The organism is Winogradskyella alexanderae, from assembly GCF_020166335.1.
Lineage (GTDB): Bacteria > Bacteroidota > Bacteroidia > Flavobacteriales > Flavobacteriaceae > Winogradskyella > Winogradskyella alexanderae.
In genome coordinates this window covers 208,112-233,239 of record NZ_JAIUJR010000006.1, presented here as the reverse complement: position 1 = coordinate 233,239, position 25,128 = coordinate 208,112, and the positions used below count along the sequence as shown (strand labels likewise).

General features: G+C 35.0%; 25 protein-coding genes and 1 pseudogene. 8 read left to right on the top strand and 18 right to left on the bottom strand.

Going from position 1 to position 25,128, the window contains the following annotated elements; genetic code table 11:
- Both LBU54_RS10625 and pepE read right to left on the bottom strand, forming a co-directional pair.
- Window positions 1–770 (bottom strand): annotated as a pseudogene (locus LBU54_RS10625) (hypothetical protein); the annotation flags it as partial.
- A 352-nt stretch (window positions 771–1,122) separates the two neighbouring features.
- Window positions 1,123–1,830, bottom strand: coding sequence for a dipeptidase PepE (gene pepE, locus LBU54_RS10620; protein WP_224529204.1), 708 nt, complete (start codon window positions 1,828–1,830; stop codon window positions 1,123–1,125).
- A 132-nt stretch (window positions 1,831–1,962) separates the two neighbouring features.
- Between pepE and LBU54_RS10615 the strand changes: the two genes are divergently transcribed.
- The 5 genes from LBU54_RS10615 to tatA all read left to right on the top strand — a co-directional run bounded on the left by LBU54_RS10615 (window position 1,963) and on the right by tatA (window position 6,855).
- Entirely contained in the window at window positions 1,963–2,778 is an 816-nt protein-coding gene (locus LBU54_RS10615; RefSeq protein ID WP_224529201.1) for a carboxypeptidase-like regulatory domain-containing protein, read from the top strand.
- Window positions 2,765–3,580: a carboxypeptidase-like regulatory domain-containing protein gene (locus tag LBU54_RS10610; RefSeq protein WP_224529199.1), complete on the top strand. Its 816-nt coding sequence runs from the start codon at window positions 2,765–2,767 to the stop codon at window positions 3,578–3,580. Before LBU54_RS10615 ends, LBU54_RS10610 begins: the two co-directional genes overlap by 14 nt.
- 42 nt (window positions 3,581–3,622) lie before the next feature.
- Window positions 3,623–4,129 (top strand): DUF6702 family protein, encoded by a 507-nt coding sequence (locus LBU54_RS10605; protein ID WP_224529198.1) that lies wholly within the window; start codon window positions 3,623–3,625, stop codon window positions 4,127–4,129.
- Between the two features lie 65 nt (window positions 4,130–4,194).
- Complete coding sequence (locus LBU54_RS10600; protein WP_224529197.1) at window positions 4,195–6,489, top strand: M1 family metallopeptidase; 2,295 nt, start codon at window positions 4,195–4,197, stop codon at window positions 6,487–6,489.
- Window positions 6,490–6,576: 87 nt separating this feature from the next.
- Window positions 6,577–6,855 carry a Sec-independent protein translocase subunit TatA/TatB gene (tatA, locus tag LBU54_RS10595; RefSeq protein WP_224529196.1) on the top strand — a complete coding sequence of 93 codons (279 nt, stop codon included), beginning with the start codon at window positions 6,577–6,579 and terminating at the stop codon, window positions 6,853–6,855.
- A gap of 2 nt (window positions 6,856–6,857) precedes the next feature.
- On the opposite strand, the gene LBU54_RS10590 is transcribed toward tatA, so the two are convergent.
- From LBU54_RS10590 to kynU, 9 genes are all read right to left on the bottom strand, one after another.
- Complete coding sequence (locus LBU54_RS10590) at window positions 6,858–7,499, bottom strand: O-methyltransferase (protein WP_224529195.1); 642 nt, start codon at window positions 7,497–7,499, stop codon at window positions 6,858–6,860.
- The gene (locus tag LBU54_RS10585) at window positions 7,499–8,584 is read right to left on the bottom strand and encodes an amidohydrolase family protein (protein ID WP_224529194.1); all 1,086 of its coding nucleotides are present in this window, start codon (window positions 8,582–8,584) and stop codon (window positions 7,499–7,501) included. The genes LBU54_RS10590 and LBU54_RS10585 overlap by 1 nt, the downstream gene beginning before the upstream one ends.
- 37 nt (window positions 8,585–8,621) lie before the next feature.
- Window positions 8,622–9,113, bottom strand: coding sequence for a 3-hydroxyanthranilate 3,4-dioxygenase (locus tag LBU54_RS10580; RefSeq protein ID WP_224529193.1), 492 nt, complete (start codon window positions 9,111–9,113; stop codon window positions 8,622–8,624).
- A gap of 33 nt (window positions 9,114–9,146) precedes the next feature.
- Window positions 9,147–9,929: an SDR family oxidoreductase gene (locus tag LBU54_RS10575; RefSeq protein ID WP_224529192.1), complete on the bottom strand. Its 783-nt coding sequence runs from the start codon at window positions 9,927–9,929 to the stop codon at window positions 9,147–9,149.
- On the bottom strand, window positions 9,930–10,457 hold the full coding sequence (locus tag LBU54_RS10570) for a DcrB/PsbP domain-containing protein (RefSeq protein WP_224529191.1): 528 nt from the start codon (window positions 10,455–10,457) through the stop codon (window positions 9,930–9,932).
- Between the two features lie 62 nt (window positions 10,458–10,519).
- Window positions 10,520–11,959: an aldehyde dehydrogenase gene (locus tag LBU54_RS10565; RefSeq protein ID WP_224529188.1), complete on the bottom strand. Its 1,440-nt coding sequence runs from the start codon at window positions 11,957–11,959 to the stop codon at window positions 10,520–10,522.
- Between the two features lies 1 nt (window position 11,960).
- Window positions 11,961–12,365: a RidA family protein gene (locus LBU54_RS10560; protein ID WP_224529185.1), complete on the bottom strand. Its 405-nt coding sequence runs from the start codon at window positions 12,363–12,365 to the stop codon at window positions 11,961–11,963.
- 2 nt (window positions 12,366–12,367) lie between these two features.
- The gene (locus LBU54_RS10555; RefSeq protein WP_224529184.1) at window positions 12,368–13,789 is read right to left on the bottom strand and encodes an FAD-dependent oxidoreductase; all 1,422 of its coding nucleotides are present in this window, start codon (window positions 13,787–13,789) and stop codon (window positions 12,368–12,370) included.
- Entirely contained in the window at window positions 13,779–15,053 is a 1,275-nt protein-coding gene (kynU, locus tag LBU54_RS10550; RefSeq protein WP_224529211.1) for a kynureninase, read from the bottom strand. Before kynU ends, LBU54_RS10555 begins: the two co-directional genes overlap by 11 nt.
- A gap of 105 nt (window positions 15,054–15,158) precedes the next feature.
- Between kynU and LBU54_RS10545 the strand changes: the two genes are divergently transcribed.
- On the top strand, window positions 15,159–15,578 hold the full coding sequence (locus LBU54_RS10545; RefSeq protein ID WP_224529181.1) for a (4Fe-4S)-binding protein: 420 nt from the start codon (window positions 15,159–15,161) through the stop codon (window positions 15,576–15,578).
- Between the two features lie 139 nt (window positions 15,579–15,717).
- On the opposite strand, the gene LBU54_RS10540 is transcribed toward LBU54_RS10545, so the two are convergent.
- On the bottom strand, window positions 15,718–16,398 hold the full coding sequence (locus LBU54_RS10540) for a hypothetical protein (RefSeq protein ID WP_224529176.1): 681 nt from the start codon (window positions 16,396–16,398) through the stop codon (window positions 15,718–15,720).
- Between the two features lie 39 nt (window positions 16,399–16,437).
- Between LBU54_RS10540 and LBU54_RS10535 the strand changes: the two genes are divergently transcribed.
- Window positions 16,438–17,238: a class I SAM-dependent methyltransferase gene (locus LBU54_RS10535; RefSeq protein ID WP_224529173.1), complete on the top strand. Its 801-nt coding sequence runs from the start codon at window positions 16,438–16,440 to the stop codon at window positions 17,236–17,238.
- Between the two features lie 28 nt (window positions 17,239–17,266).
- Here LBU54_RS10535 and msrA read toward each other — a convergent pair whose 3' ends face one another.
- The 3 genes from msrA to LBU54_RS10520 all read right to left on the bottom strand — a co-directional run bounded on the left by msrA (window position 17,267) and on the right by LBU54_RS10520 (window position 19,936).
- Complete coding sequence (gene msrA / locus LBU54_RS10530; RefSeq protein WP_224529170.1) at window positions 17,267–17,929, bottom strand: peptide-methionine (S)-S-oxide reductase MsrA; 663 nt, start codon at window positions 17,927–17,929, stop codon at window positions 17,267–17,269.
- A gap of 124 nt (window positions 17,930–18,053) precedes the next feature.
- A complete protein-coding gene (locus LBU54_RS10525; protein WP_224529166.1) occupies window positions 18,054–18,839 on the bottom strand; it encodes a zinc ribbon domain-containing protein in 786 nt (261 codons plus the stop codon).
- Between the two features lie 2 nt (window positions 18,840–18,841).
- Window positions 18,842–19,936 carry a Nif3-like dinuclear metal center hexameric protein gene (locus tag LBU54_RS10520; protein WP_224529164.1) on the bottom strand — a complete coding sequence of 365 codons (1,095 nt, stop codon included), beginning with the start codon at window positions 19,934–19,936 and terminating at the stop codon, window positions 18,842–18,844.
- A 40-nt stretch (window positions 19,937–19,976) separates the two neighbouring features.
- Here LBU54_RS10520 and lpxK point away from each other — a divergent pair, with 40 nt between their 5' ends.
- Window positions 19,977–20,990, top strand: coding sequence for a tetraacyldisaccharide 4'-kinase (gene lpxK, locus LBU54_RS10515; RefSeq protein ID WP_224529161.1), 1,014 nt, complete (start codon window positions 19,977–19,979; stop codon window positions 20,988–20,990).
- On the opposite strand, the gene LBU54_RS10510 is transcribed toward lpxK, so the two are convergent.
- The 3 genes from LBU54_RS10510 to lipA are packed head-to-tail and all read right to left on the bottom strand — an operon-like array spanning window position 20,971 to window position 25,125.
- A complete protein-coding gene (locus LBU54_RS10510) occupies window positions 20,971–23,208 on the bottom strand; it encodes an ATP-binding protein (protein WP_224529157.1) in 2,238 nt (745 codons plus the stop codon). The genes lpxK and LBU54_RS10510 overlap by 20 nt on opposite strands.
- Window positions 23,209–23,236: 28 nt before the next feature.
- Entirely contained in the window at window positions 23,237–24,253 is a 1,017-nt protein-coding gene (gene gap / locus LBU54_RS10505) for a type I glyceraldehyde-3-phosphate dehydrogenase (protein ID WP_224529154.1), read from the bottom strand.
- Window positions 24,253–25,125 (bottom strand): lipoyl synthase, encoded by an 873-nt coding sequence (gene lipA / locus LBU54_RS10500; protein WP_224529151.1) that lies wholly within the window; start codon window positions 25,123–25,125, stop codon window positions 24,253–24,255. The genes gap and lipA overlap by 1 nt, the downstream gene beginning before the upstream one ends.
- Window positions 25,126–25,128 lie beyond the last annotated feature (3 nt).

Genomic DNA, 25,128 nt, shown 5'->3' with positions numbered 1-25,128 from the left:
TCCGGGTTCAATGCAATGCTGGTAAGCGTTTCCAGATTGGAAACATCCAATATTGTGGTCCCACCGTCCTCATCGGTATAGGTAAAGGTACCATCGTTGTTATCGACGAGCGTCGTCAGTGTCTCAAGATTCTGCACGATAGCCGTAAGGTCCAGCTGCGTCACCACGCCATCTTCGGCGGTATAGTCGATGTTCACGTTATCCGGGTTCAATGCAATGGAAGTAAGTGTTTCCAGATTTGCTATATCAATTACCGTAGAGTTTCCATCTTCATCATTGTAGGTAAATGTTCCATCCAAATTATTTACAATAGACGTCAAGGTTTCTAAAGCACTAACATCAATTGTAATGGGAGCGCCATTTCCACTGTCAAAAGTAAAGGTCCCGTTACCATTATCTAATAATGCTGATTTTTGAATGATGGTAATTGAACCATCCTCGCTTGTATAGCTAAAACTACCGTCATTATTGTCTACTAAGGTAGTTACAGTCTCGTTTTCCATGACATCAATACAAAGTGATGTCCAACTGTTATTGTTGTATTGAAAAAGACAGTTTTCGTCTGTGTTGTAGACGATAGAACCATTTAAAGGTGTTATTGCATTCATTTCTAAAGTGGAAACTCTAGTAACAACTAACACCTTATCTATACTTTCCAACTCCAGTAAAGAGCTGCTATCAATTAGGTTTGGATTGTTTCCGATTTTTACTTGTCCGTAGCTTATTAGGCAAGAACTAATAGCTACGAATAGCAGGAATATTTTTTTCATAATAATTAAGGGTTATTATAAATGGACACAAAAATTTAATTAAGTCACGTTTAAATCATGTTTCTTATACATTTTTGTGTACAAGGTTTAGCTTTTAGCCGTTTTAATTGCGTTTCTCAGTATTGTCATTGTTGAGTTTTTACTAATAAAATTATGAGGGAGTTGTGTTAGGGATTACTCCACAAAAATATCTTCATAATTTTTATTTTTAGATTGAGTTTCGACAAATGGTAGATTGCTTTTGATAAGTAGGAGTATAATTGTCGTTAAACTGAAAATCGCAAGTACATGAATTCGTTAGCTTTCTTCTTTTAAGTCATATTTAATTAATTTTAGTTAATATTTATAGTCTTTAGTTTAAAAAATTCAAATTCGAATTTGTTTTAATTTCGTACGGTTCTTTGTTGTTTTCAAAAATTCTAGCGTCCTGTTTTCCTTTCAACATTAAATTTCCGTTCTTAACCTCTATCCAGCTCCCTTCTCGGAGACCAATTACAGGTTGTGTGTTGAATGCATGAAACTCTTTTATGCGTGTTTCGCGCGTTTCACCCATGTGTTTACTATTTGGATCTGGATCCAAGTAATGTGGATTTATATTAAACGGAACAACACCTAAGGTTTTGAAACTAGGAGGATATATAATAGGCATATCATTAGTAGTATTCATTGTGAGTCCACATATATTGCTTCCTGCACTTGTTCCTAAGTATGGCGTTCCACTATTGATGGCCTCACGAATACTGTCAAGAATTTTATTTTTATAGAGTTTATTTACCAATACAAAGGTATTACCACCACCAGTAAATAGTCCTTTTGCCTGAGCAATGGCTTTTTGTGGGTCATTAAATTCATGAATGCCTTTGATTGATTTACCGATTTTATTAAAAGCTTTATTTGCAATAGCGGTATAGGAGTCATATGATATGCCTCCAGGTCTTGCATAAGGAATAAAAAGTACCTCGTCGAATTCATTAAAGTGTGTTTCTAATGTACCCAACAAATATTCAAGATACCCACTACCATGCAACGTAGAGGTACTTGCAATTATTAAATTCTTCACGAATTTTCTACAAAAAATTAATTAATCCCTGGGGAAAATTAATCGATTAAAATGTATTTAACAAACATTTACCATGGATTTTTTATGAGAATTAAAGATTATAACCGAACTTTAAGTTTAATAAAAGTTACAATGAAAAAAAATGCACTTATCATATTTTGTATGATTACCCTTACGGCAATGTCTCAGGATATTAAAAGAGTCAGTGTAAATGGGAAAATAATTGTGTCGGTTCCAGATAAAGAAGGAGTTGCAGTATATAATACATCATCTAATATGGGTACTGTAACGGATGAAAATGGTGAGTTTAAAATAAATGTAGCTTTAAATGATGTGGTAGAATTTGCTGCTCTACAGTTCAAGGATTTTACTGTAATTATTACAGAAGAGATATTGAAATCTAAACAAATGACAGTAATTTTAGTTGAAGAGATTAATAAACTTGACGAGGTTGTTTTGTTGCCATTTGGTTTAACAGGTAATCTTGGAGCAGATTTAGAAAATGTAAGGACTTATAATGTAAGCCTTGATGAAGTGTATTTTGGGTTGGACCATATTGAAGATTTTAAATTTTCGGCAGATTACAATACCAAAGTTGAAAATGTTGCTTTTAATGAATACAATCCTAGGGTAGACAATATGTTGAATTTGGTAAACTTAGCTGGCTTTTTAGTAAGTCAAGTAGTTGATATAGAAGGAAAGAATTTAACTGAACGCGATAAAACCTTAGGGAAAACACCATTCAAAAAAGCATTAGAGCAATACAGTTTCAATTTCATACATGTTAATTTTGGAATTCCCCTAAACGAAATAGATGCCTTTATAGATTATGTTGAGAACCAGGGTATTGATAAAACCTTACTGGCAAAGGATAAGGAAATTCAATTTTTGGAGCGTATTAATCAACTGAGTAGATCTTATCTAAAAACTAAAGGTGATAAGAATTAAATTTCTTTTGTTTTGCTACCTTTTCTTTTCAGGCAGTGTATTACTAGCCCAACGATTTGAGATTAAAGGGCAACTCATCGCAGATGATGATGTTGAAGGAATTCATATTTTAAATACTTCTGCACCAAAATATACAGTTTCTGATGAAAAGGGCAACTTTGCTATTGAAGTTAAATTGTCTGATACACTTTTCATTTCCAGTTTAAAATACCAACCTAAAGAAGTAGTTATTTCTCAATCAACATTAGATTCTAGAACATTACGTATATTTTTAACAGAAAAAGTGAACGAGTTAGATGAGGTCATAGTTGGAAAAATATTAACAGGTAGTCTAGAATCTGATTTGCAAAATTCTGATGTCGAGCCCGAAATTAATTTTTACGATTTGGGAATCCCTGGATTTAAAGGAAAACCACTTACTATAAATGAAAGGAAATTATTTGATGCTGACGGTGGGCCTGATATTCTCTCCCTTTCTGGTGGTCCTTTTGGAGGTGGTTTAGGAGTAAACTTTCATAAACTTTTAAATCGTATAAGTGGTAGAACCAAAAAGTTGAGATTAATCGTTGATCTTGATAATCGTGATGCCTGTATCTCCAGATTAAGGCAAGAGTATGAGTCTATACTTTTTGAAGATTTAGATTTAGCTGAAAACTTAAGAGCAGAATATTTTCTTTATTGTCAGGAAGACGAAGGATTTTTGGATTTATGTGCTAGAAAAAATGATATAGAAGCCATTGATTTTTTAAAATTAAAGTTAAATACTTATTTGAATAATCAGAAATCTACGGTTAAAAACTAAATTTGGAATAATGTTTGGATTCAATTTCTTAAATAATTAGTAATGCGTAGACTTAACTTCTTTTTATTACTTTTTTTAGTGCCATTCTTAATTTCAAGTGGTCACAAGCATGAATATTATGTTAGTGTTACTAATATAGAATATGTTCAAAAAGAGGAATCCGTTCAAATAATTACACAAATCTTTATCGATGATTTTGAAAGAATGATAAGAGAACGCTTTGATGAAAGAATAACCTTGGCGATTGATAATGAATCTATTCTGGTCGATGATTATATGACGCGATACTTAACAGATAAATTAGAAGTGACCATAAATAATAAATCCCAAAAATTTAATTTCCTGGGAAAAGAGTATAAAGAAGATATTGCCTATTGTTATTTAGAGATTTCGGACATTAAGGCAATAAGTAGTATCGAAGTTAAGAATAGAGTTCTTTTTGATATTTATCCTGATCAGCAAAATATTGTTCGATTGAAAATAAACAATAAAAACAAGAGTTATTTATTAATTCCAGATAATGACAACTGCGTGTTAAACTTTAATTAAAACATAGCATAAGCCAGGAGATTTGGCTATTTTCGACATCATTTTTTAAAACTACACTAGAGCATATGAAATTTCTTAAGTACTTAATATGTGCTACATTAATATTTTCTGTAAGTACATATGCGCAAAATGAAATAAAGCCTGAGCGACAAAAGGGCCACACAAACCAGAATAAGTTCAAGCAATTATATGATGAGTTTGCCACGCCAAATATGTTTAGAACAGGATCTGGAGCACCAGGACCAGCTTACTACCAACAACAGGCAGATTATAAAATGGATATTGAAATAGATGATGACAATGCGCGTTTATATGGAGATGAAACCATTACATATACCAACAACTCTCCAGATCAATTGAGCTATTTGTGGGTACAATTAGACCAAAACATGCGTGCAAGGGATTCCAAGACCCCATTAATTAATAATACTGGTATTGGTCCTGCAACTACATCGTCAAGAGCAGTATCATCTTATTTAAAGGAACGTTTTGATGGCGGTTTTAATATTGAGCATGTAAAAGATACAAACGGAAAGGGTTTGCCTCATATTATCAACCGCACAATGATGCGTGTTGAGTTACCAAAACCATTAAAAACTGGAGAGAAGTTTTCATTTAAGATTAAATGGTGGTATAATATAAATGATCACGTGAGAGATGGCGGTCGTTCTGGGTACGAGTACTTTGAAGAAAATGATAACCGTATTTATGTTATGGCTCAATTTTACCCACGTATGGCAGTTTACAATGATGTAGAAGGTTGGCAGAATTCTCAATTCTGGGGACGAGATGAATTTGCTTTACCATTTGGTAATTTTGATGTAAACATAACAGTACCGGCAGATCATATTCTAGATGGTACTGGTTATCTCACTAACAGAGAAGAAGTGTTTACTAAAGACATGATGAAGCGTTACAAAAAAGCTCAGAAATCTTACGATGAGCCTGTTGTAATTGTAACTGAAGAAGAAGCGCGCGTCACAGAAAAGACTAAAAGCAAGGATAAGAAAACGTGGAAATTGTCTGCGCAAATGGTGCGTGATTTCGGATTTGCAACCTCACGTAAATTTATCTGGGATATGATGGCTGTGAAGCTTGGTAGTAAAGATGTAATGGCAGTTTCGCTTTATTCTAAGGAAGGGAATCCATTATGGGAACAGTGGTCTACTAAAACTGTTGCAAGTACCTTAAAATCATATTCACGTATGACTTTTGATTATCCTTACCATAAAGCCATTTCGGTGCATGCGCCAATGGGAATGGAGTATCCAATGATTTGTTACAATTTTGGACGTCCTAACGAAGATGGTACCTATTCAGACAGAACAAAATTTGGTATGATAAGCGTTATAATCCACGAGGTCGGTCATAATTGGTTTCCCATGATTGTAAACAGTGATGAACGTCAGTGGACCTGGATGGATGAGGGTCTAAATACCTTTGTTCAATATGTTGCCGAACAAGATTTTGGTCAATGGTACCCTGCAGCTTTATCTCCAGGACAAACTAATTATCCTTCGCGCAGAGGTCCAGCAAAGAATATTGTACGCTATATGAGTGGCAACCAAGATTATATTGCGCCAATTATGACAAAAGGTTTGAACACCTATCAGTTTGGTAGTAATGCTTACTCAAAACCTGCAACAGGTTTGAATATGCTACGTGAAACCATAATGGGTCGCGATTTATTTGATTATGCCTTTAAGGAGTATGCGAACAGATGGAAGTTTAAGCACCCTACACCAGAAGATTTTTTCCGCACTATGGAAGATGCATCGGCGGTTGATTTAGATTGGTTTTGGAGAGGATGGTTTTACACAACTGATTATACTGATATTGGAATAAAAGAAGTAAAAAAGTTTGCTGTTACCAATAATCCAAACGAAGAAGGAAAACGCCTTGCTGAACGCTACAGAATGGATCCTAACAGCCTTGTTTATTTTATTGAAGAAGGAAAAGAAGGTTATGATGAGGCCCTAACTAGTGGAGGAATGACGGATTTACCAACCGTTAAAGAATATTTAATGGATAATTTCTCCCCACAAGAACGAATTGCTATGAAGACACCTCCAAGATACTTCTATGAAGTAACCTTTGATAAACCAGGTGGTTTAGTAATGCCTCTAATTGTAGAATATACCTACAAAGATGGAACCAAGGAGAAAATTACCTACCCAGCACAAATTTGGCGTTTAAATGATAAGGAGGCCAAAAGAGCAATTGCAAGTGATAAGGAAATTATTGCAATAACAGTAGATCCTGATTTAGAAACAGCAGATGTTGATACCTCTAACAATTCTTGGCCAAGGGAGGTTCAAGAAAGCGAGTTCGAAAAATTCAAGAATCAATTGAAAGATTAATTTATATATAAATTATTAAGCCGACTTTAACGAGTCGGCTTTTTTTATTACATAAAGTCACTCTATATTTGTAATGTGATAAAGTTCATGACATACCTATTCATAGGAGGCACTGAAATAATTTTTGTGCTTTTCGTTGTTGTGCTTGTTTTTGGAGCAGATAAACTACCTGAAATTGCAAGAGGTTTAGGTAAAGGAATGCGTACTTTGAGAGATGCAACAAACGATATTAAGCATGAAGTTACAAAAAGTGCTAAAGAAAATAATGTTATAGATACAGAGGTAACCAAAAACATAAATGAAGAACTAAATAAAGTAAAGGATGATCTCGAAGATTTTACTGGTTCTTTAAAGCGTGATATGTAACCTTATTTTTTTCGACTGATTGTCAATCCATCACGTATTGGTAATAGAACAGTCTCGATTCTTGGATCGTTTTTTAATAAATTATTATAATCCAAAACAGCTTTTGTAGAGTGATCTTTGGAATTAAGAGGCTCAACAACTTTACCATGCCAAAGTACATTGTCTGATAGTATGATACCACCTTTAGTTAATTTACCGATTACAAGCTGAAAATAATTCGAGTAATTTGGCTTATCAGCATCTATAAAAACTAGATCAAATGTGTCATTAATTTTTGGGATGATTTCTAGAGCGTTTCCAATATGTTGGATAATCTGATGGCCATAACCGGATTTGTCAAAATATTTCCTTTGCAAATCTTCGAGTTCTTCGTTAATATCTATGGTATGGATAACTCCATCAGTTTCTAAACCTTCTGCCAAACATAATGTTGAATAGCCTGTAAAGGTGCCAAGTTCTAATACTTTTTTTGGGCGTATTAATTTTGATAGTATACTCAGAACGCGACCTTGATAAGGACCACTAAGCATTATGGGCTGTAGAACTTTCTGGTATGTTTCTCTTGTTAACTCTTGAAGTAATTCTGGTTCGTCGTCGGAATGTTCAACGACGTATTTGTCTATTGCATTTGGTAAAAAATACATTAGCTCAGGATTCTATTGTAAAGTGTTTTTTTTGCGTCTTCATCTTCACCACACAGCCATTTAATAACATTGTCCTCCCAAATTTCACCTTTTTCTTCTTCAGTAATTATATTTCTTTCTATAGCGAGATCCAGTATTTTACCAGGATAGGAGGACTGTTTAATACTTTCCATTTCGCCTAGAGGGTACGGATCATCTAACCCCATAATTACTTGCTTGGAGGTCTGATTTTTAATCAATAATTGCAAAGAGCCTGTGTCATGAACTAAAGTATCAAAATAGATATTTTTATGACCTACAGCTTTTCTTGGGTGAATTTTATCTTCAAACAAATCTGGTCTGCCGTCAAATCCTTGAATTCTCCTGCCTAAATTTATTTGTGCCAATTGCCCACCATGGGCAAAACAAACACGCATGTTTTTATATTTTTCGTAGTATCCATTAAGTGTTAAAAAGTGATAAGCATCAGCACATTGTGCAAGCATCCATATCAGATGAAAACGCCATGAGGTGTTCTCTAGTTTGATGAATTTCTCACCATCATAAGGATGAATTTCTACTGCAAGATTGTACTTGTCGGCCAGTTCAAAAATGGGTTCGTTTTCTTCGTCAAAAATGCAGCGCCACGTCCCAATGGTGTCCATGTAATGTGTCGGAAGGCAAAGCAAACGCATCCCTAAAACCTCGACACAGCGTTCAATTTCCCAGCATGCTCCTCTAACAAAGCCAGGGTGTACTACAAAACCACATGTAAATTTGCTTGGATTGTCGTGCTGGATCTTTGCATTGAAATCATTTTGAAAGCGTAAAGCCTGTTTCATTTCTTCCAGTCGTAAGCCATTACCATATAATTGTGAAAGGTTAAGCACAACAGCATGATCTATCTTAAAATGCTCCATCCAAGCGAGTTTCTCATTTAAGAAAAAACTAGAATCGGTGATCGGTCGATTCCAATCTTTTTGAAGCATAAATTTTCTATCCTTATCAACCCAGAAAATACCTTTATCTCTCATAAAATCTGGTATCTCTTCAGGATAGGGAAGAAGATGCGAATGGCCGTTTATTCTTAGCTTACGTTTAGTCATTAATTTTAACCATTAAAGGTAATTTTACAAAGCGTATTTAATTATTAGAGTTTTTTTTCGCTATAGTATTGTAATATCTATCAAATATTGCTGGCATATCCGTCTCAATATTTTCAAGGGTAAATTCCTCTTCATATAATAAGCTTGCATCCTTTTCCGAATACCATTGCAGTTTATCTTTCACGCCTTTGTCGCGCGGATATTCTATAACCAAACCAACGGTGTTTGGACCGCGTTGAGGTGAGTGTGGAACCTTTGGTGGCAGTAAAAAGATTTCTCCTTCTTTAATATGTATGTCTTTTTGTTCACCTTCATCGATAACCTTCAATATAATATCACCTTCAATTTGATAGAAAAATTCAGGTGTTTCGTTATAGTGGTAATCTTTACGATCATTAGGTCCGCCAACAACCATTACAATAAAATCTCCATCTTTCCAGACGACCTTATTGCCAACAGGTGGTTTTAATAAATGTCGATTTTCTTCAATCCAAGCTTTAAAATTAATTGGTGGATATAACTTACTCATGTTTAAAGTATTTAATTTGGTGATACTATAAAGTTACAAACTTTTTGTTCGGCCACCATCAACAGGCAGGTTTATTCCGTTGATATAGCTGGCTCTTTCACTAGCTAGGAAGGTTATGGCGTCTGCGGTCTCTTCTGGTTGCGCAAAACGTTTGGCTGGAACTGTATTTTTCATTGCATCTGAAGCTTCTTCTACGGATTGACCGGTTTTGCTAGCTTTATTTTTTATAATTTGGGATAGTCTTTCAGTGGCAGTAGCGCCAGGAAGTACATTGTTTACGGTAATACCAAATTGACCCAATTCATTGGCGAGCGTTTTACTCCAGTTGGCAACAGCCCCTCTGATGGTGTTGCTAACACCCAACCCATCCAAAGGTTGTTTTACAGAAGTTGAGATTACATTTATTATTCTCCCAAAACCTTGTTCTTTCATGAATGGGACCAAAGTTTGAACCAATACATGATTACATTTTAAATGTTGTGTAAAAGCGTGTTCAAACTCTTCTAAAGTCGCATCAAAAATTGGTCCACCAGGAGGCCCTCCCGTATTATTAATTAAAATATGAAATCCGTGATTTTGTTTAATAAAAGTCGAGATCTTTTCTTCTAGTTCGTCTGGATTGCTGAAATCTGCGACAATAAAGTTGTGCTTGTGTTGTTGAGGTAGTCCTTCTATAGTGGCTTTTAACTTTTCTTCGTTTCGTGCAATAAGTGTTAAAATTGTGCCCTCGTTTGCGAGTGCAATTGCAGTTGCTTTTCCAATACCTGCTGTGCTACCACAAACAAGAGCATATTTATTATTTAGTTCTAAATTCATTTATTTAGCAAGTTTAAAACTTTGAAAAATAAGATCTGCTATTTTAACGTAATCGTCGTATTCTGCAGTAGAGGAGGAGAATGTTAAAATATATGCCTTACCGTTAAATAATAGTATGCTCTGTTTGAATTTCAGTAAATTTCCATTACCAAAATCTGCAGACCAGACTACTTCCTTAGTAGCAAGCCCATCTAATTGCGTAGCATTATTCGATTCTATTTTAGAATCAGGGAGTTGTGTCATAATTTGATCAAGGGATATTTTTGCGTACTCTTCAACGGTAAGTTCTTGGCCGTTTAGACTTTCAGTAGTTAAATTTATATATTCTCTGAACTTATCTCCATCCATTGTACTTTCGTCCGATAGAAGTAGAAATTGCATTCCTGGTTGAGACAATTGGTCACTAGATTCCCAGTTATCAGGATATGAAATTGCGAATGCATCTTTCTTGAGTGTTTTCCAGTTTTCTTGTGCTGTTATTGCCAATGAGGCAAGTAAGAGTAGGCATGTCATTACTTTAGTTTTCATGGTATTTGGTTTAAAATTATTACCAAAAGATACAGAATATTGATTTTTATATCAATGAATGTTCAATATTTAATACAAACGTTTTTAGGTTCAGTGAAAAACCTAAGTGCTTCAAAACCTCCTTCACGACCAACACCAGAAGCTTTTACACCACCAAAAGGTGTACGTAAGTCGCGCATCATCCAAGTATTCACCCAAATAATTCCTGCATGTAATTGATTGCTCATTCTCATGGTGCGTTTTAGATCATTGGTCCATAATGTTGCAGACAAACCATATTTTACTTTGTTGGCCATATCTAAGACATGGGTTTCGGTTTCAAAAGGCATTAGGGTAACGACTGGCCCAAATATTTCCTCCTGATTTACTCTGCATTCATCATTCATAACTTCGATAACAGTGGGTTCCAGATAGTATCCATTTTCATAATCTTTAATTGTGACTTGGTTACCACCACATAGCACTATACCGTTTTCATCTTTGGCTATGTCTATATATGACTTTACCTTTTCAAGATGAGGCTTTGATACCAGTGCACCAATATTTGTAGTAGGATCAGAAGGGTGGCCTACTTTAAGCTGTTTGATCTTTTCGACAAAATCTTTTTTGAATTTTTCATAGATGGATGTCTCGACAAATATTCTGCTACCACATAAACATATTTGACCTTGGTTGGCAAATGATGACCTAACTGTGGTCTCTAACATATCATCATAATCGCAGTCTGCAAAAATGATATTTGGATTTTTACCGCCTAGTTCTAATGATAGTTTTTTAAACATTGGCGCAGCAACTTTGGCGATATGAGCACCAGTTGCTGTACCACCAGTAAATGAAATGGCTTTAATATTTGGGTGTTCTACGATGGCATTACCAGTTGTAGTACCCAAACCATGTATAATATTTAAAACGCCATTAGGTAAACCAGCTTCATTACATATTTTTCCAAGTAAAAAAGCGGTCATAGGTGTAATTTCGCTAGGCTTTGCAATAACACAATTACCTGCTGCAATTGCTGGTGCAATTTTCCAAGTGAATAAATAGAGCGGTAAATTCCATGGACTTATACATCCTACAACACCAATGGGCTGTCTCAGTGTATAATTAATAGCGTAATGACCCACTGATTCATGGCTTTCACTTGCAAATTGAGTAATGGCATTTCCAAAAAACCTAAAGTTACTCGCTGCTCTGGGAATATCTACAGCTTTAGCCAAAGAAATAGGTTTACCATTATCCCTGCTTTCAGCTTCTGCAAAGCGTTGTAGATTGGCTTCTAATAATTCAGAAATCTTAATTAGAATTCGACTGCGCTCTTCTAATGTGCTATTACTCCAACCAGGAAACGCTGTTTTAGCACTTTGATAGGCGAGTTTTACATCTTCTACTGATGAGTTAGGAATCTTGCCATAAATTTCACCATTGGAAGGGTTATAATTATCTATCCAAGTATCTTTTACTGGATTTTCAAATTTACCATTTATGAAATTTTGGATTTTCAAATTAGGATTTCTTATGAGCCATTACTTTAATTTCAACAACCAAATCTGGATGTGGTAATTGATGTACCGCAACTGTTGTTCTTGCCGGTCCAGTTTCCTTATCAAAGAATTCTGCATACGCCTTATTGTAATCTGCAAAATCGTTCATGTTTACTAAAAAAGAGGTAACATCGACTACATCTTTTAACGTTGCACCTTCTTTTGCTAGATTGCGCTCAATATTTTTTAGTACTTCTTTTGTTTGGGTATAAGCATTTAGTTTTTTGGTACCCATTTCATCAATAATATCAACTCCTGCTATTGAATTGTCGGGTCTTCTTGAGCTGGTACCGGAAACAAATATAAAATCACCCACACGTTTTGTGTGTGGATAGGCTCCTCTTGGGGTTACTGTTTTTTCGTTCATACTTATTTTTCTAATCCAGCAATTTTATCATCTTTTAAAACTGCTTCGGTTTCGTGTTGAATTTTCTCTAATATTTGATGTAGCATATCAATATTTGACGGATCATATGGTGTTGTTATATCTCTATCTACTAACATATTTAAAATTGCTTTGTCTTGAGCTCTACCGAGTATCATTGCTTCTCTATAACCTATTTCCTCATTGAAGGTAACCATGCTATATTTTGAAAAATAAGTATTTGGGAAATGATTTTCTAGTGCCATTTCAATTTTTCTTTTTTGCTGAAATAGCGGATTAGCAACATGATTTTTCATTTCATGAAAATTATCAATTGCTAAATCTGCAATAGCGTCGGTATCTTTTTTTCTGGTTTTACTAAACTGAGAAAAGACTTTTTCCCAGTCACCTTTATGTTTCTCCAATATTTTATCAAATTCTACTACATCTTCAAAAGATGCATTCATCCCCTGGCCATAAAATGGGACTATTGCGTGTGCAGAATCTCCCATCAACAAAGTGTTGCCTTTGTAATGCCACGGCGAACATTTCACAGTTCCCAAAGGTGCTGTTGGATTTTCAAAAAAGTCATCAACTAAATTTGGCATAAGCTCTAGGGCATCTGGGAATTCATTTTTGAAAAAATCGGTGACCCTTTCTGGGGTGGTAAGGTTATTGAAATTGTATTCGCCTTCATCATAACTTAAAAACAATGTGACGGTAAAACTACCATCTAAGTTTGGAAGCGCAATAACCATAAATTCACCTCTTGGCCAAATATGTAGGGCGTTTTTATATGTTTTGTATCCACCATCTTCATTTGGTAGAATAGATAATTCTTTATAGCCATGGGTTAAATACTCTTGCGAAAAACTAAATAAGAATTTATTGCCAAGGTAATAACTCTTTCTTAGAGCGGATCCAGCGCCATCTGTTGCAATGATACAATCTGCTTCCTCTGCAAATTCTTTGTTTGTTATAAGGTTTTTAAACAGTGCAGTGGTATTTTCAAAATCTACAGATTTACATTCCGTATTAAAATGAATCGTAACATTTGGATGCTCTTCTGCTTCATCTAGTAGTAATGCATTTAATCCACCCCGAGAAATAGAATTTATATATTCATGTGCTCGGCCACTATAGTTGGAGAGAAATGAATTACCGTCTTTATCGTGTAACATGCGACCATTCATTGGTATGCACAACGCTTTGACTTTTTTCTCCAAGCCAACTAATTTTATTCCTTTGTTGCCTCTGTCTGAGAAGGCTAAGTTAATTGAACGACCGGCTGATATGTCTGTTTTACGCAAATCCGGACGTTTTTCGTATACCGTAACATTGTAGCCTCGTTGACCCATGCGCAATGCCAGTAAACTTCCACATAGGCCTGCGCCAATGATTAATATCTGTTGTTGATTATTTTCCATTTAAGATTAATTTCAATTTTTCTACCATGTTAAAAACGTCCTCAAACGAATTGTAAAGTGGTACTGGAGCACAGCGAATTACGTCAGGTTCTCTCCAGTCACAGATTATACCCACATCTGTTAACTTATGATGTAAACTTTTATCGGCATTTTTAACTTGAATTGATAGTTGACATCCGCGTTCGTTGTTGTTTATAGGTGTTATGATTTTTATGCTTTTGTGATTTAATTCATTCAATAAAAATTCAAAATATGTGGTTAGCTTTTTGGATTTAGAGATCAAATTATCCATACCTGCCTTTTTAAAAACATCAAGTGAAGCTTTTATTGCTGCCATGGATAAAATAGGAGGATTGCTTAATTGCCAGCCTTCTGCTCCTGGAAGCATATCAAAATCGTCACGCATTTTAAATCTAGTCTCTTTATTGTGACTCCACCATCCTGTAAATCGATTTAAATTTTTATCATAAGCATGTCTTTCGTGTACAAAAACTCCGCTTAAACTACCAGGTCCTGAATTAAGATACTTATAGCTACACCAAATGGCAAAGTCTGCACCAGAATTATGAAGATTTAATTTAACATTCCCAGCGCCATGAGCACAATCGAAACCGACAAAACAGCCATATTTATGGCCTAACTCGGTTATTCGCTTTAAATCAAAAAATTGGCCGGTATAATAGTTAACACCTCCTATCATAACTAAGGCAATCTCATCGCCATACTCTTTTAATATGGATTCAAGATCTTCATACCGCAGAAGTTCTTCCCCTTCACGTGACTTCCACAAAATTAATCCTTCTTTCTCATCAATTCCGTGGTGTCGCAATTGTGATTCAACAGCATATTTATCTGATGGGAAAGCGTCACCTTCAATAAGTATTTTATAGCGTTTATTTGTAGGTCTGTAGAAGGACACCATCATCAGATGAAGATTTGTAGTCAATGTATTCATAACTACAACTTCAATTGGTTTTGCACCAACAATTTCTGCCATGGTATCAGTAAGTAACTCATGGTAGGATAACCAAGGATTTTCACCATGAACGTGGCCTTCTACACCCAGTTCTGCCCAGTCCTTTAGTTCTTGATTAATGTATGACTGCGTAATCTTAGGCTGCAAGCCTAGTGAGTTACCGCAAAGGTAAATGCAGTCTTCACCATTTTTATGTTTTGGGATGTGGAATTGACTTCTAAAATGTGAAAGTTCATCAGTTTTATCTAATTCTAGAGCAAAATTTAAACCTGTCTTATAGCTAGTCAATTCTGAATATTTATCGATTGATAACAAAAATAAGAATTAAAGATGAGGCAGTAAAGCAATTTTTGGCTCTGAAAAATTCATTATCTTTAAAGAAATCGTAAAGAAATGTCAAACAAAAAAGAATACTCCAATGGTGAAGTAACCATAGTTTGGGAAGCTAATAAATGTATTCATTCTGCGATGTGCGTTAAGGGTCTACCTGATGTTTTTCGGCCTAAGGAAAGACCTTGGATAAAAATTGATGCAGCCAATACAGTTGAATTGGTAAAAACTGTAAAACAGTGTCCCTCCGGCGCATTGAGCTTTTACATGAATGATAAGACTGATAAATCATCACAAACACTCGAAACCCAAGTGGAGGTTTTAGAAAATGGGCCACTACTAGTTTATGGGACTTTAAATGTAACCCACAGAGACGGCTCAAAAGAAACCAAGAACCGGACAACAGCATTTTGTAGGTGTGGTGCTTCTCATAATAAACCATATTGTGATGGTGCTCACGTTAAACATGAGTTTAAAGGATAAAAAAAGCGCTTTTTTCAAAGCGCTGGTGGAAATATATAGACGCACTAAGGCGGGAAATGTAATTATAACATCGGTCGAAACTTAATTGTTAATCATACAATTTGTTGGGCAAAATTTATGCCAAAAGTTTAGGCGTTTATCATTCTAAGGTTATGGTTAAGTCTGCAAAGTTAATATTCCACATGCCACCTTCTTGTTTGTGGTCTTTGGCAATCTTTATTCCATTAAAGTCTTGGTAATTTTCAAAAGTTGTTGTTAATGAAGGTGTTTCAGAATTACCTTTTCTAAAAATCCATTCTTTTATTAAATAGTTTTCATCATAGAAAATATCGTAAGCATCACCTGGGGTATATCCTCCTTCATTTGGATATGTTATTGTAATCATATCTAGCAGTTCCTTCTTAATAGGTGATTCTTTTTTAACTGACTCTGAAATTATAGCAGTTTCATCCCAGACCAATTGAAATGGTACTAATAACCAGAATTTGTCGTTTATAAATGCTCTATCGGTACTTATATGAGTGCTATCCATTTCATGCCGTTTGTAGTTCACAACAGCATCTCCAACGGTCATTGTAACTTCATTGTGCTTTGGTTTCCAAACCCAGGATCTGCCTTGACCTTTTATTGAATCCCTATCTACTTTAAATGTAAATTTAATTTCAGAAACTCTATCCCAATTATCAATACCATGTGCATTTGCAATTTTTTGCGCAACAGTTAGCTCGTCAGGGTTTTCGGATGTTGATTGATTTTCTTTATTTGACTTGCATGAAACTAGTAATGTGAGGCAAACTAGCAGAATAGAAATATATCTCATTTTAAAACTTATTATAAATTAGAGGCAAAATTAAGTAGAATGGAAGAGCTTAACAGTTATTTTAATGTTAATAAAGAAACTTGGAATAAAAAGGTAGCCGTACATGCACAAAGTGAGATGTATAATATGGAAGCTTTTAAGTCAGGTAAATCTTCATTAATGCCATACGAATTGCAGGCGCTTGGTAGTGTTGAAGGAAAATCACTGTTGCATTTGCAGTGTCATTTTGGACAGGATACTTTAAGCTGGAGTAGATTAGGGGCAAATTGTGTTGGGATTGATTTGAGTGATGAAGGCATAAAATTGGCAAGACAATTGAATGAAGAGCTTAACTTAAATGCAAGATTTATCTGTTGCAATGTTTTGGATGTCTCTAAACATGTTTATGAAACCTTTGATATTGTTTTTACAAGTTACGGCGTCATTGGTTGGCTACCTGACTTAAAACCATGGGGAAAGATGATAGCAGAACGTCTTAGTCCTGGAGGAATATTCTATTTAATTGAGTTTCATCCTATACTCTGGATGTTTGATTATATAGAAGGAAAACCAATAATGAAATACCATTACAACCAGGAGGCTGTAATTTATGAGGAATATAAAGGAACTTATGCGGACAAATCCTCAAGTATTATCAGTAAGGAATATGGTTGGAATCATGGTTTGGGTGATGTGGTAAACGCATTAATTGAAGCGGGATTGGAAATAGAATTTCTAAATGAATACGATGAAAGCCCATATGATGTTTTTCCTGATTTAATAAAGAAGGATAGTGGGATGTATGGCTTGAAAGAACCTTTGTTCCCTATGCTATTTGAGTTAAAAGCTATTAAAAAATAAAGCCTGTTCTAGAAACAGGCTTTTTATTTTAGTGTTTGGAGCTTTCTTTTAAAAGCTCAGGGAATTTTGCTTTGAATTTATTTAATCTAGGGATGGATACTGCTCTGACATAGCGCTGATTTGGATTGCGTTTTTCAAAGTCCTGATGATATGCCTCCGCTACCCAAAACTTTTGAAAAGGGTAGACCTCAGCAGCTATTTTGGCGTCTAATTTTTTGGCAAGAGCTTCTTTTTTTTGTTCAATTATTTTCTTTTGCTCGTCATTTTGATAAAATATAATCGATCGGTATTGTGATCCTGTGTCAGGACCTTGTCCAAGTACTTGAGTTGGGTTTTGCGAACCAAAGTAAACATCTACTAACGTGTCATAACTAACTACATTTGGATCGTAGATTACTTCTACTGCTTCTGCGTGTCCTGTACGGCCAGTATTGCTTAATTCGTATGTGGGATTTTCGGTGAAGCCACCAGAATAGCCGCTTATTGCTTCGTCTACGCCTTTAACACTCTCATATATTGCTTCAACACACCAAAAGCATCCACTAGCAAAATATGCTTTTGCTTTCCCATTTGTTAAAGGAACTTCTACAGGATCTGCATTAATTACTGCTTGCTGTTTTGGATTTATTTGTGCTTGGTTATGACAATTAAAACAAAAAGCAATGCTCAGCACAAAAAATATTTTCTTCATCTCTCTCTCTTTAATTATATCTGGAAACAAATTTACCATTCCTTAGGGTGAATAGTTTTAAAATTATATTAAATAAAAAAGCCTCTGCATAGAGCAAAGGCTTTATAAATACTTTGATAATTAATTATTTGCTCAGTTTAGCAAATAATTTTTCCATTTTTTCTTTTTCTTCTTCAGCCAACTGTGCATCAACTAAAATACGACCACTGTGTTCATCTGTTATCACTTTTTTACGTGATGCAATTTCAACTTGTACTTGTGGTGGTATTGTAAAAAACGACCCTCCAGATGCACCTCTTTCAATCGGTACTACTGCTAATCCATTTTTTACATTATTTCTTATTCTGAGGTAAGCATTCACAAGGCGCTCATCTATTTTCTTTTGAAAATCAGCTGACTTAGCCAACAACGCTTCTTCTTCTTTTTCGGTTTCTTTCAAAATCTCGTTAAGTTCACCTTTTTTGTGTTTAAGGTGTGCTGTGCGATCCTTTAATTTGTCTTTAGTCTCAGAAATGACTTCTTTTTTCTGCTCTATTTGTGCTTTGAATTCTTTAATGTGCTTTTCTGCGAGTTGAATTTCAAGTTCTTGATATTCAACTTCTTTTGTTAAAGAATTGTACTCTCTATTATTTCTGACGTTTTTTTGTTGCTCGCTATATTTTTTTATTAGCGCCTTTGCTTCTTCAATAAGATTCTTTTTGCCTTTTATCTCATCATCTATAACCGCAAGATTGTCATTTAACTTTTCCAATCGTTTTGTAAGACCTTCAACCTCATCTTCTAAATCTCTTACTTCTAAGGGGAGCTCACCTCTGACATTTCTTATTTCGTCTACTCTAGAGTCTATTAATTGTAAATCATACAGTGCTCTTAATCGTTCTTCGACAGAAACTTCAGCTTTTTTTGCCATAATTATAAATACTTAACCGGATTTGTATTTGTCTTTGATAAAATGATTGCAAAACTAGTAATTTTTTTCGAGAGATAGTCTACTAAAAACGATTTTGTGAATTGTTCACTTTCGGAATGTCCAATGTCGGCCAAGACGATATCATTTTCTGCAGTGAAGAAGTCATGGTACTTTAAGTCTGCAGTAACAAATAAGTCTGCACCATTGGTTTTTGCCGCATCAATCGCAAAACTACCTGAACCGCCTAAAACAGCAATTTTTTTAATTGGTTTTGACCGTAACTTTGAATGTTTAATACAGCCTGAATTAAATGTAGATTTAATCCAATTTAAACATTCTTTTTCGTCCATAGGATCATTTAATTCGCCAATCATTCCCATACCTGTGTAAGCGTCGGTATTATCCAAAACCATGATTTCGTAAGCGACCTCCTCATAAGGATGAGTCTCAAACAGTGCCTTTAATACCTTAGACTGAAGGTGTTTTTTAAATACTACTGAAACTGCAATTTCATTTTCGGTATGTAATTGTCCTTTTTGACCATGTGATGGATTAGAATTTTGGTTTCCCATATATGTACCTTTGCCTTCAACATTAAAACTACACGACTCATAGTTGCCCAAACTTCCTGCACCTGCATCAAAAAGAGCGGTTCTTAGTGCAATTGCATGTTCTTTCGGCACATAAGTTTGAAGTTTCTTAATAACACCAGGCTGAGGTAATAGTATTTTCTTGTTTTTTAGGTTGAGTTTATCGCAAATTATAGCATTAACGCCCATGTAAGCATTATCCAGAGCTGTATGAATAGAAAATATAGCAATATCGTTCTGTATGGCTTTTATAGCTACACGTTCTACATAGGTTTTTCCTGTAAGTTTTTTTAATCCCTTGAAAATGATAGGGTGAAAACTAACTATGAGATTACAACTGTTTTCAATGGCTTCATCGATTACAGCCTCAATGGTATCTAAGGTTACTAAAATACCAGTGACGTTTTTGTTATTATCACCAACCAATAAACCAACATTATCAAAATCTTCTGCATAGTTTAATGGTGCTAAATCTTGTAGGCAGTCAATTACGTCTTGTATTGTCATAAATGGTTATTTGTATCAAAAATAGCATATTTTAGTAGCAATGAAATTCATCCGAATTATATTATTTCCAATTACACCTATTTACTTTATCGTTACCTGGTTACGAAACTGGTTGTATGATGTCAATGTATTTGAATCTAGGACATACGAAACACCTCTAATTTGTGTTGGGAATTTAAGTACTGGTGGTACAGGGAAAACACCATTGATAGAATATTTAATTAGGCTCTTACAGAATAACAACAGGGTCGCAACCTTAAGCAGAGGTTATAAGCGCAATACTGATGGATTTGTTTTGGCAAATAAGGACGCTACTGTTCAAACTATTGGAGACGAACCTTACCAGTTTTACAAAAAATTTGATAATATTCATGTGGCTGTTGACTCAAACAGACAGAATGGAATAGAACAGTTATTAAAATTGAAAGACCAAACTAATGTAATCTTGTTGGATGATGCCTACCAGCATAGAAAAGTTAGTGCGGGACTAAATATTTTACTTACAGCATATGACAAACCTTACTACCTGGACTTTGTGTTGCCAACTGGGAATTTAAGGGAGCCGAAATCTGGTAGAAAACGTGCAGATATTATTCTTGTAACAAAGTGTAAGAGTAATATAACAGAAGCGGATAAGGCTGTAATTAAGCAAAATCTTAAATTAAAATCACATCAGAAGGTGTTTTTCAGTTTTATTACTTATGCACAAGAAGTAATAGGGTTTAACTCTAATTTAAATGTTGCTGATTTACCCAAATTTACCTTGGTTACTGGAATTGCAAACGCTGATCCGTTAGTAGATTATTTGGTACAGAAAGGTCTGAAATTTGATCATATTGAATATCCTGATCACCATAATTTTAGGGTTTCAGAAATTGAAATGCTGTCTAAAAAAGAGTTGCTAATTACAACTGAAAAGGATTTTGTAAGACTATCGGCCAATAAACGTCTTTCACATAATTTGTACTATTTGCCAATTGAGACGAAAATTGAAAATGAAGAGGAATTTAATGCACTCATAAAAGCCTTTGTATTTAAAAGAAGCTTGATATAACTTCTTTACCTGTTAAGACATCGTACAATTTATTCTCAAAATCTTCTTGTTTAAATGGTTTTGAGATTATATCGTTAAACCCAGCCTCACCGAACTCATGCATTTTATCTTCTAGTGTAACCGCTGTAAGGGCAAATATGGTAAGCTCCTTATCAAAAGTCCTTATTATTTTGGTGGCTTCAAGACCACTGATACCTGGCATATGTATGTCCATAAGAACCACTTTATAATCAACCTTCTTAACTTGTTCTACAGCTGACTCACCATTATCTACTACATCACAGTGCAAGCCCATTTTGTTAAGGATCTTTTTGGTAATCATCTGGTTGATTTTGTTGTCTTCCACAACAAGAATCTTCACGTCACTTAAATCTAAGCCTTCCATTTTACTTGGTTTTTGGTTGTCTTCAACTTTTTTAATTTTGGTAGTTTCAATGATCTCCAAGGGAATTTCGAAAAAGAACGTTGTACCTTTTCCAAGTTCGCTCTTTAAGTAGATTTTACCTTTTAGAATCTGAATAAGACCTTTTACAATAGATAAACCAAGTCCGGTACCGCCATATTTTCTGTTTATTTGAACAGAACCTTGAGAAAAACTCTCAAACATTTGGTCTTGTTTTTCTTTTGTAATACCAATACCATTATCTTCAACCTCGAATCGTAACGTACAGAGCTTATCTTTTTGGTCTATCTTGTACGTTCTAATCCAGATGTCTCCATCTTTTGTGAATTTAATGGCATTTCCAAGTAGGTTAATTAGGATTTGGGAAATTTTAAGTTGGTCGCCAATGTAGGTTTCTGGCAAACCATCTTCATATTCAAAATGTAATTTTGTACCGTTATCCTTAGCGGAATTACTTAGTGCAGACATTACATTTTCAATTTTAGTTTTAAGATTGAATTCTTCTGGATCTAATTCAACCTTGTTTGCTTCAATTTTATTTATTTGAAGTATATCGTTAATAAACGTTAGCAAATAATCCCCTGAAAACTTCAAAGACTTTAAATGTGGTATTTGATGTTCTTTTGGGTCTTCGTCTAAAAGCATAGTGGTTAATCCCGTAACTGCGTATAGAGGTGTTCTCAGCTCATGTGTTACTGTAGATAAGAAGTTTGCTTTGGTCTTAGAGGCAAGTTCAGCCTTTTCTTTTGCAACAATAAGCTCATCATTTTTCTTATGAAGCATATTGTTGGTTTTTAATCTGATGTTATTGTTTTTATATAACGAAAGGGTTAATAGAGAAAGAATTGTAATTAATGCAATACTTAGTATAGTAGTTATTCTTGTAAAATCACTTTCTGATTTCACCTCCTCAATTTGAGCTTTTAACTGCTCGTTTTCTGCATTTTTATAATCACTTAGATATTGACCTGGTATACCCGACGCTAGATTCTCTCTTTTAATATTCATAAGCGAGTCAGAAAGATGGATATGCCTTTTAAAATAGACTAGAGAGTTTTTATAGTCACCATCGTTATTATATATTTCACTTAAGGTTTTATAAGCAGCATTAACATTGTCTTTAATATTATTTACTCTGGCAAGTTCTAAGCCTTCATTAACTTGGGTCAATGCCAAGTCGTGGCTTCCTAGTGCAGATGAAACGCTTCCAGATTGAATTAAGGCGCTGCTTAATATGCGATTTTGTTCATACTTATTCGCAATAATGATGGTGCGCTCAAGCAGTGATTTGGCATCTTCATATTGTTCAAGAGCAATGTGGACTTTTGCCTCATTCAGAGTAACTTCAGAGATATACTCTTCAAGTCCCTCTTGCTCAAACAAGTTTTTTGCAGAATTAAAATAATCGAGTGCAGTTTCATAATCTTCTTTTGCGCTTAAAAAAACACCCTTGATATTATAACTAACGGCTCTGTTACCGTAATCGTCAATTTCTCTCTGAATGTTTAGAGCTTTGCTTAAGGATAGATTTGCCTGTTCATATTCGTTCACCAAAAACTGAACTTTAGCGATCTTGGTATGTATAATTCCTTGACTAGATTTATCGTCTATTTTTTCAGCGACGTCAAGTGCTTTGTTTAGATTATCTTTGGCATTATAGTAGTCGCCTCTGTCGCTTTCTAATTTAGCTTGATCAATGTAGTTTTGAAGTCTTAATGCAAGCATATCCACATCTTCAACGTCATCTAGTTGCGCATGGATCAGGCCACAAAAACACGCTAAAAAAACAAATATGTAATATTTGATTCGGGACATTTCAGCTCTCTCGTTTGAACAAATATAATTATTTATTCGACAAAAGTGGTGTTTTCTTCGATAAATTGCAAATTAAATCTAAAATTCTTGAGCTATAGCCAGTTTCATTATCGTACCAGCCTACTATTTTTACCATTTTTCCAATTACTGACGTCATTTGAGCATCGAAAGTGCACGAATGTGTATTGCCAATAATATCAACGGAAACAATGGGGTCTTCAGTATATTGTAAAATGCCTTTGAGTTCTTCTTTAGAAGCAGATTTGAAGATTTGGTTTACTTCATCAATAGTTGTCTGTTTTTTAACGTTTATAGTAATATCGGTCAATGATCCGTTTGCCACCGGGACTCTAATACCACAACCGCCAATTACATTTGATAAATCTGGAAATATTTTTGTTAGTGCCTTTGCAGCACCTGTTGTTGTTGGTACAATTGATTGCCCGGCTGCTCTAGCTCTTCTTAAATCACGATGTGGCTGGTCATGCAAGCTTTGATCTGTCGTATAAGAGTGTATTGTGGTGATATAGGCTTGCTTAATTCCAAAGTGTTTTTTGATGAGAGCAATCATCGGCGCTGCATTGTTGGTTGTGCAAGAAGCATTAGAAATTATTGTTTCACCACCATTTAATTCGTTATCATTAACCCCTAAAACAATAGTTTTGACATCATCCTCAATTGGTGGCACTGAAAGAATTACTCTTTTAGCACCCTTATTGATGTGTTGCTGTAGGTCACTTTTTGTTTTGAATTTTCCAGTTGATTCAATTACAAAGTCTGGTTTGATATCCGACCAATTTATTTTTGAAGGATGAGGAGCATTTGATAGCGGAATTTTTACGCCATTGACAATTACATGGTTTTTCTCAAAACCGACAACGTCATTTAAAATGCCATGAATACTATCGTATTTTAAAAGATGACTCAAGGTTTTAGCGTCTGCAAGATCGTTAATACCTACAATCTTTATATCTGGATTTTGTAATGCTAGTCTAAAGACACGTCTACCAATTCTGCCAAATCCATTAATGGCTACCCTAATCATTAATTTATATGCTTTTGCGCTTTATAAGAGGATCTCACTAACGCGCTGCTTTCAACATGTCGAAAGCCTAAACTAAGGCCTATTTCCTCATATTCTTTAAATTCATCTGGGTTAATAAATCGCTGTACAGGAAGATGTTTTTTACTTGGTTGAAGATATTGCCCAATTGTAACGACATCAACGTCGTTATCTCTTAAATCATGCAATGTTTCTATGACTTCCTCGCGCGCTTCTCCTAAACCAAGCATTATACCCGATTTAGTTCTTCGCTGGCCTTGTTGTTTCAAATATTTTAAAACGCCCATACTCTGGTCATATTTAGCCTGTATACGTACCTCACGTGTAAGTCTTCTAACAGTTTCGATATTGTGCGACACTACCTCTGGAGCTACTTCAATTATCCTATCTATATGACGTTCAACACCTTGAAAGTCTGGTATTAGTGTTTCTAGGGTAGTATTCGGATTCATTCGTCGTACTGCCTTAACGGTCTCGGCCCACATAATGCTACCCATATCCTTTAAATCATCTCTGTCTACACTTGTTAATACAGCATGTTTGATTTGCATTATTTTGATAGATCGTGCAACTTTTTCCGGTTCATCCCAGTCGACAGCCTCAGGACGTCCTGTCTTAACACCACAAAAACCACAGGAGCGGGTACATATGTTCCCCAATATCATGAATGTTGCTGTACCTTCTCCCCAGCATTCGCCCATATTTGGACAGCTTCCTGAGGTGCAAATAGTGTTTAATTTGTATTTATCTACGAGCCCTCTTAATTCTGTGTATTTTTTCCCCGTAGGAAGTTTTACCCTTAACCATTTAGGCTTGCGTTCTGGTAAAATATTTGAAGCAATTTTCGTTTCCATGCA